The organism is Streptomyces coeruleofuscus (genome assembly GCF_039532725.1).
Taxonomy (GTDB): domain Bacteria; phylum Actinomycetota; class Actinomycetes; order Streptomycetales; family Streptomycetaceae; genus Streptomyces; species Streptomyces coeruleofuscus.
In genome coordinates, this window is the sequence record NZ_BAAASE010000002.1 from 46,030 (window position 1) to 63,860 (window position 17,831).

Annotated in this window: 18 protein-coding genes; 11 read left to right on the forward strand and 7 right to left on the reverse strand. The window is 72.7% G+C overall.

The annotated features are described in order from the left end of the window. The first annotated feature begins 11 nt into the window (after positions 1–11). On the forward strand, positions 12–1,232 hold the full coding sequence (locus ABFX81_RS07280) for a beta-eliminating lyase-related protein (RefSeq protein ID WP_086854134.1): 1,221 nt from the start codon (positions 12–14) through the stop codon (positions 1,230–1,232). On the opposite strand, the gene ABFX81_RS07285 is transcribed toward ABFX81_RS07280, so the two are convergent. Further along, complete coding sequence (locus ABFX81_RS07285) at positions 1,225–1,428, reverse strand: hypothetical protein (protein WP_086854129.1); 204 nt, start codon at positions 1,426–1,428, stop codon at positions 1,225–1,227. The two genes, ABFX81_RS07280 and ABFX81_RS07285, sit on opposite strands and share 8 nt — an antisense overlap. 162 nt (positions 1,429–1,590) lie before the next feature. Between ABFX81_RS07285 and ABFX81_RS07290 the strand changes: the two genes are divergently transcribed. Then, positions 1,591–2,697, forward strand: a complete 1,107-nt coding sequence (locus ABFX81_RS07290; protein ID WP_086854130.1) for a DUF5937 family protein — start codon at positions 1,591–1,593, stop codon at positions 2,695–2,697. 19 nt (positions 2,698–2,716) lie between these two features. Here ABFX81_RS07290 and ABFX81_RS07295 read toward each other — a convergent pair whose 3' ends face one another. Together ABFX81_RS07295 and ABFX81_RS07300 are read right to left on the reverse strand one after the other, a co-directional pair. After that, complete coding sequence (locus tag ABFX81_RS07295) at positions 2,717–3,385, reverse strand: response regulator (RefSeq protein ID WP_086604594.1); 669 nt, start codon at positions 3,383–3,385, stop codon at positions 2,717–2,719. Between the two features lie 54 nt (positions 3,386–3,439). Then, a complete protein-coding gene (locus ABFX81_RS07300; protein ID WP_086854131.1) occupies positions 3,440–4,630 on the reverse strand; it encodes a DUF7134 domain-containing protein in 1,191 nt (396 codons plus the stop codon). Positions 4,631–4,748: 118 nt separating this feature from the next. Between ABFX81_RS07300 and ABFX81_RS07305 the strand changes: the two genes are divergently transcribed. Continuing rightward, the gene (locus tag ABFX81_RS07305; RefSeq protein ID WP_086854132.1) at positions 4,749–5,753 is read left to right on the forward strand and encodes an SAM-dependent methyltransferase; all 1,005 of its coding nucleotides are present in this window, start codon (positions 4,749–4,751) and stop codon (positions 5,751–5,753) included. 28 nt (positions 5,754–5,781) lie between these two features. Here the strand turns inward: ABFX81_RS07305 and ABFX81_RS07310 are convergent, their stop codons facing one another. Further along, positions 5,782–6,933 (reverse strand): NADH-quinone oxidoreductase subunit D, encoded by a 1,152-nt coding sequence (locus tag ABFX81_RS07310; protein ID WP_346137796.1) that lies wholly within the window; start codon positions 6,931–6,933, stop codon positions 5,782–5,784. A 31-nt stretch (positions 6,934–6,964) separates the two neighbouring features. On the opposite strand from ABFX81_RS07310, the gene ABFX81_RS07315 reads away from it, so the two are divergent. Together ABFX81_RS07315 and ABFX81_RS07320 are read left to right on the forward strand one after the other, a co-directional pair. Next, the gene (locus ABFX81_RS07315) at positions 6,965–7,513 is read left to right on the forward strand and encodes a PH domain-containing protein (RefSeq protein ID WP_086855701.1); all 549 of its coding nucleotides are present in this window, start codon (positions 6,965–6,967) and stop codon (positions 7,511–7,513) included. Positions 7,514–8,094: 581 nt separating this feature from the next. After that, positions 8,095–9,384 carry a PH domain-containing protein gene (locus tag ABFX81_RS07320; RefSeq protein ID WP_086854549.1) on the forward strand — a complete coding sequence of 430 codons (1,290 nt, stop codon included), beginning with the start codon at positions 8,095–8,097 and terminating at the stop codon, positions 9,382–9,384. Positions 9,385–9,466: 82 nt separating this feature from the next. Here ABFX81_RS07320 and ABFX81_RS07325 read toward each other — a convergent pair whose 3' ends face one another. Continuing rightward, positions 9,467–10,630: a hypothetical protein gene (locus ABFX81_RS07325; RefSeq protein WP_086854548.1), complete on the reverse strand. Its 1,164-nt coding sequence runs from the start codon at positions 10,628–10,630 to the stop codon at positions 9,467–9,469. A gap of 140 nt (positions 10,631–10,770) precedes the next feature. Beyond that, entirely contained in the window at positions 10,771–11,895 is a 1,125-nt protein-coding gene (locus ABFX81_RS07330) for an alpha/beta hydrolase (RefSeq protein WP_346137985.1), read from the reverse strand. 240 nt (positions 11,896–12,135) lie between these two features. On the opposite strand from ABFX81_RS07330, the gene ABFX81_RS07335 reads away from it, so the two are divergent. The 6 genes from ABFX81_RS07335 to ABFX81_RS07360 all read left to right on the forward strand — a co-directional run bounded on the left by ABFX81_RS07335 (position 12,136) and on the right by ABFX81_RS07360 (position 17,170). After that, the gene (locus ABFX81_RS07335) at positions 12,136–13,980 is read left to right on the forward strand and encodes a phosphatidylglycerol lysyltransferase domain-containing protein (RefSeq protein WP_428837147.1); all 1,845 of its coding nucleotides are present in this window, start codon (positions 12,136–12,138) and stop codon (positions 13,978–13,980) included. A gap of 56 nt (positions 13,981–14,036) precedes the next feature. Continuing rightward, entirely contained in the window at positions 14,037–14,918 is an 882-nt protein-coding gene (gene folP / locus ABFX81_RS07340) for a dihydropteroate synthase (RefSeq protein WP_086851405.1), read from the forward strand. Beyond that, on the forward strand, positions 14,915–15,418 hold the full coding sequence (locus tag ABFX81_RS07345) for a nuclear transport factor 2 family protein (RefSeq protein WP_086851403.1): 504 nt from the start codon (positions 14,915–14,917) through the stop codon (positions 15,416–15,418). The genes folP and ABFX81_RS07345 overlap by 4 nt, the downstream gene beginning before the upstream one ends. Positions 15,419–15,654: 236 nt before the next feature. Then, complete coding sequence (gene folB, locus ABFX81_RS07350) at positions 15,655–16,014, forward strand: dihydroneopterin aldolase (protein WP_086851401.1); 360 nt, start codon at positions 15,655–15,657, stop codon at positions 16,012–16,014. Then, positions 16,011–16,622, forward strand: a complete 612-nt coding sequence (folK, locus tag ABFX81_RS07355; protein WP_086851397.1) for a 2-amino-4-hydroxy-6-hydroxymethyldihydropteridine diphosphokinase — start codon at positions 16,011–16,013, stop codon at positions 16,620–16,622. The genes folB and folK overlap by 4 nt, the downstream gene beginning before the upstream one ends. A gap of 59 nt (positions 16,623–16,681) precedes the next feature. Beyond that, the gene (locus ABFX81_RS07360; protein WP_086851395.1) at positions 16,682–17,170 is read left to right on the forward strand and encodes a DUF3180 family protein; all 489 of its coding nucleotides are present in this window, start codon (positions 16,682–16,684) and stop codon (positions 17,168–17,170) included. A gap of 27 nt (positions 17,171–17,197) precedes the next feature. Here the strand turns inward: ABFX81_RS07360 and folE are convergent, their stop codons facing one another. After that, a complete protein-coding gene (gene folE / locus ABFX81_RS07365) occupies positions 17,198–17,803 on the reverse strand; it encodes a GTP cyclohydrolase I FolE (RefSeq protein ID WP_086851393.1) in 606 nt (201 codons plus the stop codon). Positions 17,804–17,831 lie beyond the last annotated feature (28 nt).

Consider the following 17,831-nt stretch of genomic DNA (forward strand, 5'->3'; position numbering starts at 1 on the left):
TGATCCGGGCCATGATTGACACGGCGGAACAGGCAGAACAGGACAAGCAGGACGAGCAGGACGATCAGGCGACCGGGCAACTGCCGGACGAGGACCGGAGGTCACGGCTCCGGGAGCGGCGGCTGGCCGCCCACCGGGACGCACGGCGGGTGTTCGCGCGCTTCGGCTTCCACAAGACGCTCCGGGAGCGGCTGGCGGAGCTGGACCGGGCGGAGGGCCTGTACGACCTGGACGAGCTGTCCGACCTCTACGGCGACGGCGTCGTCGAGGCGCTGGAGACGAAGGTCGCCGGACTGCTCGGCACCGAGGCCGCCGCGTTCTTCCCGACGGGGACGATGGCCCAGCAGGTGGCGCTGCGCTGCTGGGCGGGCCGCACGGGCGACCCGACCGTCGCCCTGCACGCGCTCAGCCATCCCGAGGTGCACGAGCGGAACGCGTTCAGCGAGGTCGGACGCCTGCGGACGGTGCGCGTGACGAGCGAGCCGCGGCTGCCCACCGCCGCCGAGGTACGCGACTTCGAGGAGCCCTTCGGGGCGCTGATGCTGGAACTGCCCCTGAGGGACGCCGGTTTCGTGCTGCCCTCCTGGGAGGAGCTCACCGAGGTGGTGGCGGCCGCGCGGGAGCGGGACGCGGTCGTGCACTTCGACGGGGCGCGCCTGTGGGAGTCCACGGTCCACTTCGGCCGGTCCCTGGAGGAGATCGCGGATCTGGCCGACAGCGTCTACGTGTCGTTCTACAAGTCCCTGGAGGCATTCGGCGGCGCCGCGCTCGCCGGGCCCAGGGAGCTGGTGGAGGAGGCGAAGGCCTGGCGGCACCGGTACGGCGGCGAGGTCTTCCAGCAGTTCCCGACAGTCCTGTCGGCGCTGGCCGGACTGGAGCGGGAGCTGCCCCGGCTGCCGGAGTACGTCGCCCACGCGCGCGTGGTCGCCGCCGCCCTGCGCGAGGGCTTCGCGGCGGCCGGGGTGCCGTGGGCGCGCGTGCACCCGGAGGTGCCGCACACCCACGACTTCCAGGTGTGGCTGCCGTACGACGCCGGCGTCCTGGCGGAGGCGGCGGTGCGGACGGCCGAGGAGACCGGCACCGTCCTGTTCGGCTCCGCCTGGGACCGGGGCGGTCCAGGTCTGGCCGTCACGGAGGTGCACGTGCGGGCCGCCGGGCTGGAGTGGACCGCCGAGGACGTGAAGACCGCGGTGGCGGAGTTCGTGGCCCGGCTGCCGGAGGTGGTCAGGTAGGGCGCCGCCGCCACCGGTTCAGGGCGTCCCGGAACCGGTGGCGGGCCGGGCGGCCCGCCAGGACCGCCCGGAACTGCCGTTCGTCGCGCCACTCCCGTACGACCTGCCAGTCGTGCGCGCCGGGTGCGGGAGGGGCGGGCTCGCCGAGCCGGCGGGCGCGGTAGGTGTCGAGGACGTGCTGCTGCGTGATGCTCATGGTGGATCGCCTCTGCGGGACGGGGTGATGGAGGTCCTGGGGGGTGTCCGCGGCTGCCCCGGTGGTCCCACAGTGCGCCCGTGCCGGAGGCGGCGTCGCGTCGATTGACGAGGCCCGTCAATCGACGGGGGCGCTGTCAGTGGCGGGGTGCACCATGAGGGCATGAGCGTGCACATCGACATCACGGGGCTGCGGCCGGACCAGGTCGCCGTCGTGCCCTCACCCCTGGCCGAGTTGGGCATGGCACTGCACGCGCTGTCCGAGCCGGGACACCACCCGGGCCTCCAGGGCTGGGTGACGGGCGTGACCGCCCGGCTCGACCCGCACCTGGCCGACCGGATGTGCGAGGCCGACTTCCTGTGGCGCACGACGTTCTCGGACCTGTTCCTGCCGTACGCCGGCCTCCCCGGCCAGGGCACACTGCCGTGCACCACCCTCGCCGAGGAACTGGACCTGCTGGACAAGCTGACGGACGAACAGTTCGTCGACGCGGCACTGGAATTCACCTGTGCCGTCGGATACGGCTCGTGCGGGCCCACCGCGCTGTCCGACCCCGAGGTGCGCCGCCGATCGCTGGACCTGGCCGCCGCGCGCGGGCCGCAGCAGCTTCGGTTCGGCGAGCGGCTGCTGGCCGACCCGCCCAGGATCCGGGCCTGGCTGCGGCAGTTCCTCCAGGACTGCGACGAGGCGTTCTTCGCGGAGGCCTGGTCCCGGCTGCGTCACCAGCTCGCGGCGGACGCCCGCCACAAGACGGACCTCCTCAGGCACCGGGGCCTGGCCGAGGCGCTCGCCGCGGTGTCCCCCGCGGTGACGCTCGACGAGGCGGCCGCAGACATCAAGGTCGACAAGCTGGGCGACGGACGCACGGCCACGGGCGACCACGGCCTGCTGCTCGTCCCGACGAGCCTGGGCTGGCCGCACCTGATGGTCCTGTACCGGTACGGCTGGCAGCCGGTGCTGCACTACCCGGTCGGCTCCCCCGAGCTCGCCGCCCCGCCCACGCTGGAGCAGCTGGCCCTGCGCATGACCGCGCTGTCCCACCCCGTGCGCATGCGCATGTGCCGCTATCTGGCCCGCAGCGCGTACACCACCGGCGAGCTGGCGCAGGTGCACGGCATGACGGCCCCGGAGATATCCCGGCATCTGGCCGTGCTGAAGAAGGCGGGCCTGGTCACCACGCGGCGCCGCGGGCGCTACGTCCTGCACCAGCTGGACGTGACGGCGGTGGCCCGGCTCGGCAGCGAGTTCCTGGAGGGCATCCTCAGATAGCAGCCCCCTGGCGGACGGCTCAGCCGTGCCCGCCGGCCCGCACCAGTCCCGTCTCGTAGGCCAGCACCACCACCTGCACCCGGTCCCGGAGCCCCAGCTTGGTCAGGATGCGGCCCACGTGCGTCTTCACGGTCGCCTCCGACAGCACCAGCCGGGCCGCGATCTCGCCGTTGGACAGGCCCTGCGCGACCAGCACCATGACCTCCCGCTCGCGCTCGGTGAGCCGCTCCAGCTCCTTGTGCTGGGGCTGCTTGGTGCCCGGCAGCATCGGCGCGAAGCGGTCCAGGAGCCGCCGGGTGGTGGAGGGCGCGACGACCGCGTCACCGCTGTGCACGGCGCGGATCGCGGCGAGGAGCTCCCCGGGCGGCACGTCCTTGAGCATGAAGCCGGAGGCGCCCGCCTTCAGCCCGGAGAAGGCGTACTCGTCGAGGTCGAAGGTGGTCAGGATGAGCACCTTCGGCGGGTCGGTGTCCGCGCAGATCCGGCGGGTCGCCTCCACCCCGTCGAGCTTCGGCATGCGGACGTCCATCAGCACCACGTCGACCTCGGTCGAGCGCAGTTCCTGGAGGGCCTCGACCCCGTCGCCCGCCTCCGCCACGACCTCCATGTCCGGCTGGGCGGCCAGCACCATCCGGAAACCGGTGCGCAGCAGCACCTGGTCGTCGACGAGCATCACGCGGATCGTCATCGGGGCCTCTTCCATGTCTCTTCTACAGGTGTCAGCGAGGGGCGTGCGCCGAGGTCAGTTGGCGGGTTTGAGCGGCAGCAGGGCACTGATGCGGAATCCTCCGCCCGGGCGCGGGCCGGCGTCCAGGGTGCCGCCGACCATGCCGACCCGTTCCCGCATGCCGATCAGGCCGTGGCCCTGGCCGTCGAACCCGCCCTCCTCGTACAGCTCGTGCGGGGCGCCCTTGCCGTCGTCCTCGACGAGCAGGCCGAGGCCGTCGTCGAAGTACACCAGGCGCACGCTCGCTCCCGCGTTGGGCCCGCCGTGCTTGCGGGTGTTGGTGAGCGCCTCCTGCACGATGCGGTAGGCGGTGAGCTCGACGCCGCTGGGCAGCGGGCGGGGGGTGCCCTCCACCTTGAAGTCGACGGGCAGTCCGTGCCCGCGGCACTGTTCGACGAGGTCCTCGATCTGCTCGACGTCGGGCTGCGGCACGTACTCGCCGGCCTCCTCGTGCTCCCCGGTGCGCAGCACGCCGAGCAGGCGGCGCATCTCGGCGAGGGCCTGGCGGCCGGTGGAGGAGATGGTCTCCAGGGCCTTCTTCGCCTGGTCGGGCGCGGCGTCGAGGACGTAGGCGGCGCCGTCGGCCTGCACCACCATCACCGAGACGTTGTGCGCGACGACGTCGTGCAGCTCGCGGGCGATCCGGGCGCGTTCGGCGGCGACGGCGACCTTGGACTGTGCCTCCCGCTCCCGCTCCAGGCGGGCGGCCCGCTCCTCCAGCTGCGCGAAGTAGGCGCGGCGGGTGCGGATGGAGTCGCCGAGCACCCAGGCGAGGGCGAAGGGCACGGTCATGAAGACCGTCGCGGCGATGCCGGCCACGACGCTCATCTGGTCGCTCGGCCAGCGCAGGTGGGCCACGGGAGCCGCGCACAGGCCGGCGGCCAGGGCGAAGCGGGAGGCCCAGCGCGCGCCCTCCGCGGCGACCGTGTAGACGATCACCAGCATGGCGAAGTCGTGGGGACCCATCTCGACGTCGGTGATCAGCTGGGCCACACCGACCGCGGTCGCGAGGAGCAGCATCTTCTCCGGCATGCGGCGGCGCAGCGCGACCACCAGGCACAGCAGCAGCGCGAGCGGAACGGCGACGGCCGGGGGGCCGAATCCGCCCGACGCTCCGCCGACCACGGAAATCCCGAGGAGGACCACGGCCCAGGAGCCGTCGACCCACATCGGGTGCCTGCGGAGGAAGTCATAGAGGCGCTGCACGTAACCCAGCGTAGGGAAGGGGGATAGGTGCAGGGGTCAACCGGAGGACCGATCCGCACCGGGCGCGTGTACTCCGCAAGGTGGAGTTGCGTTCGTTGTGTCCGCTTAGCCTGGCCCCGTGACAGCAGTGACGAGGGGCGAGGGACACCAGGGACCGGAGTGGCGTGGGTGGCGTGCGGCGGCTGGGGAGGCCCTGTACGGGCCGGGCGGCTTCTATCGCCGGGCCGAGGGGCCGGCCGGGCACTTCCGTACGTCCGTGCACGCGTCGCCGCTGTTCGCCGGGGCCGTGGCGGGGCTGCTGTGCCGGGTCGACGAGGCGCTGGGGCGGCCCGCGACGCTGGACTTCGTCGACATGGCGGCCGGGCGCGGCGAGCTGGCCGGCGGGGTGCTCGCCGCGCTCCCGGCCGACGTGGCGGCCCGCACGCGCGCGTACGCCGTCGAGGTCGCCGGGCGGCCCGAGGGGCTCGATCACCGGATCGAGTGGCTGGCCGAGCCGCCGCAGGGCGTCACCGGGCTGCTGTTCGCCAACGAGTGGCTGGACAACGTACCGGTGGAGGTCGCGGAGGTGGACGCCGCGGGCGTGGCGCGGCGGGTGCTGGTCCGGGAGGACGGGACCGAGCGGCTCGGGGAGCCGGTCGACGGGGAGCGGGCGCGGTGGCTGGCGCGGTGGTGGCCGCTGTCCGGCGAGGCGGGGCTGCGGGCCGAGATCGGCCTGCCCCGGGACGAGGCCTGGGCCTCGGCGGTCGCGACGCTCGACCGGGGACTCGCCGTCGCCGTGGACTACGCGCACACGGCCGACACCCGGCCGCCGTTCGGGACGCTGACCGGCTTCCGGGAGGGCCGCGAGACGGCGGCCGTGCCGGACGGCTCGTGCGACATCACGGCGCATGTCGCGCTCGACGCGTGCGCGCTGCCCGGCGGGCGCCTGCTCCCGCAGCGCGAGGCGCTGCGCGCCCTGGGCGTGACCGGCGCACGCCCCCCGCTCACGCTTGCCTCCACCGACCCCGCCGCCTACGTACGCGCCCTCGCGAGCGCCGGAGAGGCCGCCGAGCTCACCGCGGCGGGCGGGCTGGGCGACTTCGGGTGGCTGGTGCAGCCGGTCGGGATCGGGGACCCGTTCTAGGACGCACCGGGGACCCCGCTCCAGGGCACTACTTGTCGATGTCGCCCACGACGAAGAACATCGACCCCAGGATCGCCACCATGTCCGCGACCAGCGTCCCCGGCAGCAGCTCCGTCAGCACCTGGATGTTGTTGTACGAGGCCGAGCGCAGCTTCAGCCGGTACGGCGTCTTCTCGCCCTTGCTGACCAGGTAGTAGCCGTTGATGCCGAGCGGGTTCTCGGTCCAGGCGTAGGTGTGGCCCTCGGGTGCCTTCAGGACCTTGGGGAGCCGCTGGTTGACCGGCCCGGGCGGCAGCTCGGCGAGCCGGTCGAGGCAGGCGTCGGCCAGGTCCAGCGCGTTGTGCGTCTGCTCCAGGAGGCACTCGAAGCGGGCGAGGCAGTCGCCCTCCTGCCGGGTCACCACCTTCAGGACGTGCCCCAGCTCGCCGTAGGCGAGGTACGGCTCGTCCCGGCGCAGGTCGAAGTCGACGCCCGAGGCGCGCCCGATCGGCCCGCTGACGCCGTAGGCGTGCACCGCCTCCGGGGCGAGCGTGCCGACGTCCCGGGTGCGGCCCCGGAAGATCTCGTTGCCGAGCACCAGGTCGTCGAACCGGTCCATCCGGGAACGCACGTCGGCTACGGCGGCACGCGCGCGCGTGGTCCACCCGGCCGGCAGGTCCTCCTTGAGGCCGCCCACGCGGTTGAACATGTAGTGCATCCGCCCGCCGGAGACCTCCTCCATGACGTGCTGGAGCTCCTCGCGCTCCCGGAAGGCGTAGAAGATGGGCGTGATCCCGCCGAGTTCCAGCGGGTACGAGCCGAGGAACATCAGGTGGTTGAGCACCCGGTTCAGCTCGGCGAGCAGCGTGCGCAGCCACACCGCGCGTTCGGGGACCTCCATGCCGAGCATCCGCTCCACGGCGAGGACCACACCCAGCTCGTTGGAGAAAGCCGACAGCCAGTCGTGGCGGTTGGCGAGCATGATGATCTGGCGGTAGTCGCGCGCCTCGAACAGCTTCTCCGCGCCGCGGTGCATATAGCCGATCACCGGCTCCGCGTGCGTGATGCGCTCGCCGTCCAGCACGAGCTTCAGCCGCAGCACGCCGTGTGTGGACGGGTGCTGCGGCCCGATGTTGAGCACCATGTCGGTGCTCTCCGCGGCGCCGCCGATTCCGACCATGGTCTCCGTCGTAGGAGTCATGGACACAGTCTCTCCTACGTACGCTGGCCTCATGGAGACGGGGAGTCCGCAGGACACGGGGCCGGCGGGGACACAGGGCGCGGCGAAGACGCGGGGCGCCGCTGGGGCCGCCGGGGACGGGCCGGTATGGATCGCGCTGCCGCCCGGGCTGCTGAAGATGCGGCGGTTGCTGCTGGTGGTGTGGCTGGGGCTGATCAGCCTGGCCGCCGGGCTGGTGCCGGGGCTGCTGGTCGGTCCCGCCTGGGCCGCCTTCGCGCTGCCGCCGCTGGCGCTGATGGTGTGGGGGTGGGTGATGATCGGCCGCAACTGGCGCTCCTGGCGGTACGCCGAGCGCGCCGACGACCTGCTGATCAGCCGCGGTGTGCTGTGGCGCGAGGAGACGGTCGTGCCGTACGGGCGGATGCAGCTGGTGGAGGTCACCTCCGGGCCCGTCGAGCGGCACTTCGGACTGGCCAGCGTGCAGCTGCACACGGCCGCCGCGGCGACCGACGCGACCATTCCCGGCCTGGACCCGGCCGAGGCCGAGCGGCTGCGCGACCGGCTCACCGAGCTGGGCGAGGCCCGATCGGCCGGGCTGTGACGGCGCCCGAGGGCGCTGGGGGCGACGGGGATGCGGGGGCTGCCGAGGCCCCCGTGACCGCCCGGACTGCCGGGGACCACGGGACGGTCGAGGCCAGCGAGGCTGCCTTGACCAGTGGGGACGCCGGGGCTGCCAAGGCCTCCGAGGCCGCCCGGACCACCCAGCACACCGGGACTGCCCAGACCCCCGAAACCACCCCGACCACCAGGCACACCGGAACTGCCCAGACCCCCGAAACCACCCCGACCACCAGGCACACCGGAACTGCCCAGACCCCCGAAACCACCCCGACCACCCAGCACACCGGGACTGCCCAGACCCCCGAAACCACCCCGACCACCAGGCACACCGGGACTGCCCAGACCCCCGAAACCACCCCGACCACCAGGCACACCGGGACTGCCCAGACCCCCGAAACCACCCCGACCACCCAGCACACCGGGACTGCCCAGACCCCCGAAACCACCCCGACCACCCAGCACACCGGGACTGCCCAGACCCCCGAAACCACCCCGACCACCAGGCACACCGGGACTGCCGAGACCTCCGAAACCGCCCCGACCGCCGAAGCCGGCGACGGGATCGCCGAGCGGCGGCTGCACCCCGTCACACCGCTCAGGCGGGCCTGGGCGCCGGTCGCCGTGGTGATCGGCTGGGCGGTGCACGACCCCGACGGGGCGCAGCGCCATCTGACCCGGCTGGACACGACCACGCTGCTGATCGGCCTCGCCGTGATCCTCCCGGCCGCGGCCCTGTACGGCTTCTGCTCCTGGTGGTTCACGCACTTCGCCGTGACCGAGACCGAACTGCGCATCCGTACCGGACTGGTGTTCCGGCGCACCGCGCACATCCGGCTGGAGCGGCTTCAGGCCGTCGACATCACCCAGCCGCTGCTCGCGCGGGTCGCGGGCGTCGCCAAGCTCAAACTCGACGTCATAGGCACCGACAAGAAGGACGAGCTGGCCTTCCTGGGCGCGGACGAGGCGCGGTCGCTGCGGGCCGAACTGCTCGCCCGCGCGGCCGGTTTCGCGCCCGAGACCGCGCACGAGGTCGGGGAGGCGCCGTCCCGGCAGATGCTGCGGGTGCCGCCCGGCGTGCTCGCCATGTCGCTGGTGCTGAGCGGGGCGACCTGGGGGTCGCTGGCCGCGGCGCTCGTCGTGCCGCCCGTGCTGTGGCTGGCGACGGAGAGCGTGTGGACGGTCCTGGCCGTCGCCCTGCCCCTGCTGGGCGCAGCGGGCGCGAGCAGCGTGGGGCGGTTCGTCGGCGAGTACGACTGGACGGTGGCCGAGTCGCCCGACGGGCTGCGCCTCGACCACGGCCTGCTGGACCGGGCCCACGAGACGGTGCCGCCGGGGCGCGTGCAGACCGTGCGGATCGTGGAGCCGCTGCTGTGGCGGCGGCGCGGCTGGGTGCGCGTGGAGCTGGACGTGGCCGGCTCCTCCAACTCCGTGCTGGTGCCGGTCGCCCCGCGCGAGATCGCGGAGGTCGTCGTCGCGCGCGTACTGCCCGGGGTGACCGTGCCGGAGCCGGCGGCCCTGTCGCCGTCGCCGCGCCGCGCCCGGTGGTGTGTGCCGGTGTGGTGGCGTGGGTACGGACTCGCCGTCACGGACGCGGTGTTCGCGGCGCGGTCGGGGCTGCTGCGGCGGAGCCTCGCGCTCGTGCCGCACGCGAAGGTGCAGAGCGTACGGATGACGCAGGGGCCGTGGGAGCGGGCCCGGGGCGTGGCCGACGTGTGTGTGGACACGGGTGCGAACAAGACGGTGAGGGCACGGCTGCGGGACGCGGCCGAAGCGCGCGAACTGCTCGAGGCACAGGCGGAGCGGTCACGGACCGGGCGCAGGGACGCGCGGCCGGACCGCTGGATGGCGTGACCACCGGAAAGCGAAGGCCCCCCGGTCACGGCCGGGGGGCCTTTTCAGCGGGTGTGGGGCGTCAGGTTCAGCGACGTGGGCGTCAGGAAACCGCGCTCCGCAGTCCCTGTACGTCGATCTGCTCCGTCTCGTCGTGCGCCGTCAGGTCGATGACCTGGCCGATGCCGCGCGACTCCTCGTCCGCCGGCTTGAACCGGGCCTCGGTCTCGGCCTTGTGCAGCGCGAGGGCCTCCTGGCCGACGACATCGGCCAGGTCCTCGTTCTGCACGGCCTCCAGGGCGGCCCGCGACGTGCCCTGCTTCGTACCGAAGAAGTCGAACCCGCCTTCCGACACGTTGCGCCGCACCGGCGTCTGCGGCGCCACGGCCACAGCGGTCGGCACCGTGTAGTGCCCCGGGGAGGCGGGCTGCGGGAGTCGCTCGGCCTCGTCAGCGGTGGCGGTGCCGGCGGTCGCGCGCTCGTGCCCGGCGACCGCCTCGGACTGCCCCTGCGCCTCGTCCTCCCGCGCCTGCTCCTTCTGGTCGTCCTTCCGGTCGTCCCGCGCGGGCTCCGCGTCGTCGCCCTTCGGTACGCCGTCGCCGTCGCCGCCCCCGTCCGGGTCCGGGGCGGGGGCCGCGTCGGCGTCGAGCCGGGCGAGCGCCGCCGCGGCACGCTGGAACAGCCGGGAGCCCTCCGGCGAGAACACCGCGGGAATCGCCGTCTGCTCCTCGGCGGCAGCCGCCTCGTCGGCGTCCGCCGGAGCCGCCGCCGTCTCCGCCGCCCCCGCGGGCAGCGCGGCCCGTTCCGGAACCGTCGCCTCTATCTCGAGCACCCGGCGTTCCTCCAGGACGCTCGCGCGCTCGGTCTCGGCGGTGGCGTACCGGCGCAGCAGGGCGGCGTGCTCGTTGCGCAGTCCGGCCAGTTCGGTCCGCTTGGCCCGCAGCCGCTGCTCCAGCTTCGCGCGCAGCTCGCGGGACTCCTCGAGGTCGCCCTCCAGTTCGGCGACCCGCTCCTCGAAGCGCCACTCGTCGCTCGCCCGCGCGCGTGTGAGGTCCGCGACGCGTTTGCCCGCCTGGGTGTCCCAGCGGCGGAGCACGACCGCGCCGACGACCGCCGTCGCCGCGGCGGCCGCGGCCAGACCGCGGAGCACCGTCGGCTCCGTGAACACCCAGGGCCCCAGGGCGCAGACGAGGGAGACGCCTGCGATCGCCGACGGGGGCAGCAGCCTGTGCAAGGGCGGGGAATGGCGGTGACGTCCACGTGGCATGGCCAGAAACTTACCGCGCGTAGGCGAATCATGGTGAGCCACCCCGCAAAAACAAAGCCACACCGAAGCGTTCACACGGCATCGGAACTCGGGAAGAAGCGGAATCGCCCCGTCGGGCCTCCGGATCGAATTTCCCAAGATCATTCCCGACGCCCGTTCAGCCGCCCGCCGATCCACTCCAGTGTCGCCGGAATCTCGCGCCGCCAGGTGTTGAAGTTGTGCCCGCCGCTTTCCAGGACGATCGACGAGATCCGCGTCCGCCCGGTGGCCGCCACCCGCTCTATGAACCGCATGGTGTCCCGGTAGTTGGACTCGCCGGACCTGCTGCTGGTGACGAGCAGGGAAGTGTCGGGAGCCGGCCTGTGCTTGAGGTACCACCACAGGTCGGCGCGATTCCGGAGCCCCTTGTCGCCCTGGAAGAGATCGCCCGTCGTGGCGTCGATCGGCGCCTTGTAGTACGCGGACAAGCCCGCCCCGGCGGCATACACATCGGGATGGTGCATGGCGATCTTCAAGGCGCAGTAGCCGCCCGTCGAGTTGCCGATGATGCCCAGACCGCCCGGCTTATCGGCCACCCGATAGTGCGTGCGCAACGCCTCGGGCAGATCCCTGGCGAAGAACGACTCGGTCTGCGGACCACCCGGGACGTCCACGCACTCGGTGTCCCGGGGCGGCGCCACCGTGGGCCGCAGCATCACCAGGATCATCGGCGGCATCCGGCCCTCCCGGGCCAGCTCCAGCGCCGTACGCGGATAGTGGAGCTTCTCCACCAGCGCCGAGGCCGTGCCCGGGTAACCGGTCAGCACGACCGCCGTGGGGAACGTACGGGTGCGGTACCGCGACTGGAAGTACTCCGGCGGCAGATAGACGTACGCGGGCGTGGCGATGCGCGTCGTACGGCCTACGACGTCGATCTGCTGGATCCGGCCGCCCGCCCGGGGACTCACCCCGCCCGCCCCCGGCACCCGGCGCGAGCCGACCACCTCCAGCGGGCCGCCGCCCGGCGTGTGGTCGACGACCACGCCCTGCTCCTTCTCCTGCCCGAACAGGTCCGCCCAGCTGGCGTAGAAACCGAAGGCCTGGTTGGCGGCGAGGCCCACCGCGGCGAACAGCGCCATCTGCGTGGCGAGCAGCAGGCCGATCCGCCCGCCCACTGCCCGCCAACTGCGTCGGGCCAGCCGCGGCCACAGCCAGACCGTGCCGGCGAACAGCAGCACCGCGGACAGTGCCGCCAGCGCCAGCACCTTGTTGCTCGTGAGACCCAGACCCATCGGTGGTTACCTGTCCGCGCTTTCCGTCCGGGGCCTCTCACCGCACTCACACCTTCGCGAGCGCTTGTCCCGGACTTTCCATGGCCTTTGAAACGGCTTTGACGAAGGGAGTGAACCTCTCCCCCTGAGACACCGTCCTAGAGGGCGCAATGTCGCCGGATGCCCGAATCGGCACCGGATCCAAGGTCTCTCGCAGAACTACGGGATGCGATGTCTGTCAGGACAGATGAGGAAATGTCGGGCGAGGTTCCGCGTCAGGGAACCGCCACGGCCGGTACGGGCCGTATGAGCCGTGTGCGCCACCGGCTGCGCGGTCCACGCCCCGAGGCCGTCCCGGTCCTGGTCGGCAGAGCCTGCGCCCTGGTGGGCGTCCTGGACATCGCCGCGGGCGTCTTCCCGCGCTTCCGGCACAGCCGTATGCACGCCATCGCCGAGGTACTGCCCGGCGCGCTCGGCCCGTTCGCGGCCGCCCTGTCCCTCAGCACCGGAGTGCTGTTGCTGCTGCTCGCCCACGGTCTCAAGCGCGGCAAGCGCCGGGCCTGGCGGGCCGCCGTGGCCCTGCTGCCGGCCGGTGCCGTCGCGCAGTTCACGTACCGGCACTCGATCGTGGGCGTGCTCATCTCACTGGCCCTGCTGGCGCCCCTGCTGCGCCACCGCGACCAGTTCTCGGCCCTGCCCGACCCGCGCAGCCGCTGGCGGGCGCTCGCCAACTTCGTGCTGATGAGCGCCGGTTCGCTGCTGCTGGGCCTGCTCGTCGTCAGCGTCCACGGCGAGCGTATGGTCGGCGACCCGAGCCTGGCCGACCGCATCACCCACGTCATCTACGGACTGTTCGGCTTCGAGGGCCCGGTCGACTACCAGGGCAACACCTCCTGGACGGTCGCCTTCTCGCTCGGCGCCCTCGGCCTGCTCACCGCCGTCACCACCATCTACCTGGCCTTCCGCCCCGAACACCCGGCCGCGCAGCTCACCGAGGAGGACGAGGCCCGGCTGCGGGCCCTGCTGGAGCGGCACGGCGGCCGCGACTCCCTCGGCCACTTCGCGCTGCGCCGCGACAAGGCCGTCGTCTTCTCCCCCAGCGGCAAGGCGGCCGTGACCTACCGCGTGGTCTCCGGCGTCATGCTCGCCAGCGGCGACCCGATCGGCGACGTCGAGGCCTGGCCGGGCGCCATCGAACGGTTCATGGACGAGGCCAAGGCCCACTCCTGGACGCCCGCCGTCATGGGCTGCTCCGAGACCGGCGGCGAGGTGTGGACCCGCGAGACGGGGCTCGACGCCCTCGAACTGGGCGACGAGGCGGTGGTGGACGTCAAGGATTTCTCACTCGCCGGCCGCGCGATGCGCAACGTGCGCCAGATGGTCAAACGCATCGAGCGCGCCGGTTACGAGACCCGGGTGCGACGTGTCTGTGACCTCGGCGAGGCGGAGCTGGAGCGCATCCGGCGCGCCGCCGACGACTGGCGCGGCACCGACACCGAGCGCGGCTTCTCCATGGCCCTCGGCCGCGTCGGCGACCCCGCCGACGGCGACTGCCTCATCGCCACCGCCCACAAGCAGGACGACCACCCCGGCCCCTACGGCGACCTGAAGGCGATCCTGCACTTCGTGCCCTGGGGCACCGACGGCGCTTCCCTGGACCTCATGCGCCGCGACCGCTCCGCCGACCCCGGCATGAACGAACTCCTCATCGTGGCCGCCCTCCAGGCCGCCCCGAAGCTCGGCATCGCGCGCGTCTCCCTCAACTTCGCCATGTTCCGCGCGGCGCTGGCCCGCGGCGAGAAGATCGGCGCCGGCCCGGTGCTGCGCGCCTGGCGCGGACTGCTGGTCTTCCTCTCCCGCTGGTTCCAGATCGAGTCGCTCTACAAGTTCAACGCCAAGTTCCAGCCGCGCTGGGAGCCCCGCTTCGTCGTCTACCGGGCCTCCGGCGACCTGCCCCGCATCGGCTTCGCCGCCATGCAGGCCGAGGGCTTCGTCAACCTCGCCCTCCCCCTGCCGCGCCTCCTGCGCCGCCGCCGCCCGACGGACCGCCGCCCGTGCGCCCACGGCACGACGACGGAACGGAACGTCCGAGCGGCGTGACCGGTCGGGACCAGCCGCAGCGCCTGACGGCCCCCGCCGGGGCCTACGCTGAACATATGAGCAACCTGAGCGGACGCGGGCGCGTGGCGGGCCTACCGGAATGGGACCGCTGCGCGGTCATGGGAGTCGTGAACGTCACCCCCGACTCCTTCTCCGACGGCGGCCGCTTCTTCGACACCACGGCCGCCGTCAAACACGGCCTCGACCTGGTCACCGAGGGCGCGGACCTGGTCGACGTCGGCGGCGAGTCGACCCGCCCCGGCGCGACCCGGGTGGACGAGGCCGAGGAACTCCGCCGTGTCGTCCCCGTCGTGCGCGGCCTGGCCTCCGAAGGCGTCACCGTCTCGGTCGACACCATGCGCGCCTCCGTCGCCGAACGAGCCCTCGCGGCGGGCGCCGCCCTCGTCAACGACGTCAGCGGCGGCCTCGCCGACCCCCGCATGATCCCGGCCGTCGCCGACGCCGGTGCCCCCTTCGTCGTCATGCACTGGCGCGGCTTCCTCCAGGGCGGCAACGTCCGCGGCGTGTACGCCGACGTCGTCACCGAGGTCGTCGACGAGCTGCACGCGCGCGTGGAGGCCGTGCTGGCGGGCGGTATCACCCCCGACCGGATCGTCGTCGACCCCGGCCTCGGCTTCTCCAAGGACGCCGAGCACGACCTCGCGCTCATCGCGGGCCTCGACCGGGTCCTCGCCCTCGGCCACCCGCTGCTCGTCGCCGCCTCCCGCAAGCGGTTCCTCGGCCGGGTCCTCGCCGGCCCGGACGGCCCGCCCCCGCCCGCACGCGAACGCGACGCCGCCACCGCGGCCGTCTCCGCGCTCGCGGCGCACGCCGGCGCGTGGGCGGTGCGCGTGCACGAGGTACGCGCCACCGCGGACGCCGTACGCGTCGCCCACGCCATCGCTCAGGCACGCACCGGCGCAGAAGGAACCCGGTGAGCGCCCCGCACACCGACGTCGAACAGGTCGAGGCCGCCAACACCGCCTTCTACGAGGCGCTGGAACAGGGCGACTTCGAGGAACTGGCGTCGCTCTGGCTGACCCCCTCCGACCTTGGCGTCGACGAGACGTACCACGACCCGGCCGACACCGGCGTGGTCTCCTGCGTGCACCCCGGCTGGCCGGTGCTCACCGGCCGCGGCGAGGTCCTCCGGTCGTACGCGTTGATCATGGCGAACACCGACTACATCCAGTTCTTCCTCACCGACGTGCACGTCTCGGTGACCGGCGACACCGCCCTGGTGACCTGCACGGAGAACATCCTCAGCGGCGGTCCCGCCCCCGAGGGCGACGAGGAGCTCGGCCCGCTCGTCGGCCAGCTCGTGGTCGCCACCAACGTGTTCCGGCGCACGCCCTCGGGGTGGAAACTCTGGTCGCACCACGCTTCCCCCGTTCTGGCCGAAACCGACGAGGACGAGCAGGACGACACCCCCGCCTGAGTGGGTACGCGCCAGGAAGTGGTTGGAATCACGGACCCGCGGGTATGGGCGGCTACCAACCCGTGAGCCGCCGGGTTCTCCAGGGGAAACGCCGGGTGAATCCTGCCGGTCCCGGCCCGGGCCCACGCCCCCGTGGCCCGGCCCCGTCCGGGCTCGCAGGTAGATTCGACCGAGGCCGGCTGCCGCCCGCACACGGCACGGACCGGCCGTGACCGACGATTGCAGGAGTGATTCGCGTGGATCGTGTCGCGCTGCGCGGCCTGAAGGCCCGCGGGCACCACGGTGTGTTCCCGAGGGAACGCGAGGAGGGCCAGACCTTCATCGTGGACCTCGTCCTCGGCCTGGACACCCGACCGGCCGCGGCCGACGACGACCTGGCGAAGACCGTGCACTACGGCATCGTGGCCGAGGAGGTCGTGGCCGTCGTCCAGGGCGAGCCCGTCAACCTCATCGAGACGCTCGCCGAGCGCATCGCCCAGGTCTGTCTGAAGCACGAGGGGGTCCGGGAGGTCGAGGTGTGCGTCCACAAGCCGGACGCCCCGATCACGGTCCCCTTCGACGACGTGACCGTCACCATCACCCGGAGCCGAGTATGACTGCGCCCTTCCTCAAGGGTCCCAGCGACCCGACCGTACAGCCGGTACCCGCCTCCGTCGTCGAGAAGGTCGACGCCGCCGACACCACGCTCAGCAATCCCAAACGGGCCGTGGTCGCCCTCGGCTCCAACCTCGGCAACCGCCTGGAGACGCTCCAGGGAGCCATCGACGCCCTGGAGGACACCCCCGGCCTCCGCATCAAGGCCGTCTCCCCGGTCTACGAGACCGAACCCTGGGGCGTGGAGCCCGGCAGCCAGCCCGCCTACTTCAACGCGGTCGTGGTCCTGAAGACCACCCTCCCGCCGTCCTCGCTCCTGGAGCGCGCGCACGCGGTGGAGGAGGCCTTCCACCGCGTCCGGGACGAGCGCTGGGGCCCCCGCACCCTGGACGTCGACATCGTCTCCTACGCCGACGTCGTCTCCGACGACCCGCAGCTCACGCTCCCCCACCCCCGCGCCCACGAGCGCGCCTTCGTCCTGGCCCCCTGGCACGACCTGGACCCCGAGGCGCAGCTGCCCGGGCGCGGACCGGTCGCCGGCCTGCTGGACGCCGTCACCCGCGAGGGTGTGGCGCCCCGCCCGGACTTGGAACTCCGGCTGCCCGAGTAGCCGTTAAGGTCGAGACGGCCGCACAACCAGGCCGGAGCCGGGGGAACCGAAGGGACACTGTGAAAGAGCTGCGCATCAGGGTGCTGGCCGGCGTCTTCGTCGTGGCAGGGGTGCTGTCCTGGGCGGGCGCCCGCCTGTGGAACTCGATCGGGACCCTGCCGAGCATCCCCCTGGCCGCCCCCATCGCCCTGGCTCTGATCGCCGTGGTCCTGCTGGCCACCGCGCTCTCGATCCGCGCCCGGCTGAAGGCCCAGCGCGAGCGGCAGCCCGACGCCAAGGGCGTCGACCCCATGATGGCGGCCCGCGCGGTCGTCTTCGGCCAGGCCAGCGCCCTGGTCGCCGCCCTCGTCGCCGGCATGTACGGCGGCACCGGCGTCTTCCTCCTGGAGTCCCTCGACAACCCCGCCCGCCGCGACCAGGCCATCTCTGCCGGCTTCTCGGTCCTCGCGGGCATCGGCGTCATTGCGGCCGCCATCTTCCTGGAGCGCGTCTGCAAGCTCCCGGAGGACGACGAACACGACGGCACGGGGGCGGCGCCGACGACGTGACCCGCCCCGGGAGCCCGGGGCGTCGGGTCAGCGCGCCATGATCAGGCTCATGGCCTCATTGCGGGTCGCCGAATCACGAAGCTGGCCGCGGACCGCCGAGGTGATCGTCTTCGCACCCGGCTTCCGGACCCCGCGCATCGACATGCACATGTGTTCACACTCGATGACGACGATCACGCCACGCGGCTCCAGGATCTCCATCAGGGAGTCGGCGATCTGTGTGGTCAGTCGCTCCTGCACCTGCGGACGCCGTGCGTACACGTCCACGAGCCGCGCCAGCTTGGAAAGGCCGGTGATCTTGCCCTCGACGGACGGAATGTAGCCAACGTGGGCAACTCCGACAAACGGCACGAGATGGTGTTCACACGAGCTCAGGACTTCGATGTCCTTCACCAGCACCATCTCGTCGTGCCCGAGGTCGAACGTCGTCGTCAGCACATCCTCGGGCTTCTGCCACAGCCCCGCGAATATCTCCTTGTACGCCCGCGCCACCCGCGCCGGCGTCTCGCGGAGTCCCTCACGGTCAGGGTCCTCGCCGACCGCGATCAGCAGCTCCCGTACGGCGTTCTCGGCCCGCTTCTCGTCGAACTCGCCGATCTGGCCCTCGCCGTCCAGCGTCACGGGGTCGGTCATCTGGTGCCTCGTTCCTGTGTCCATCAGG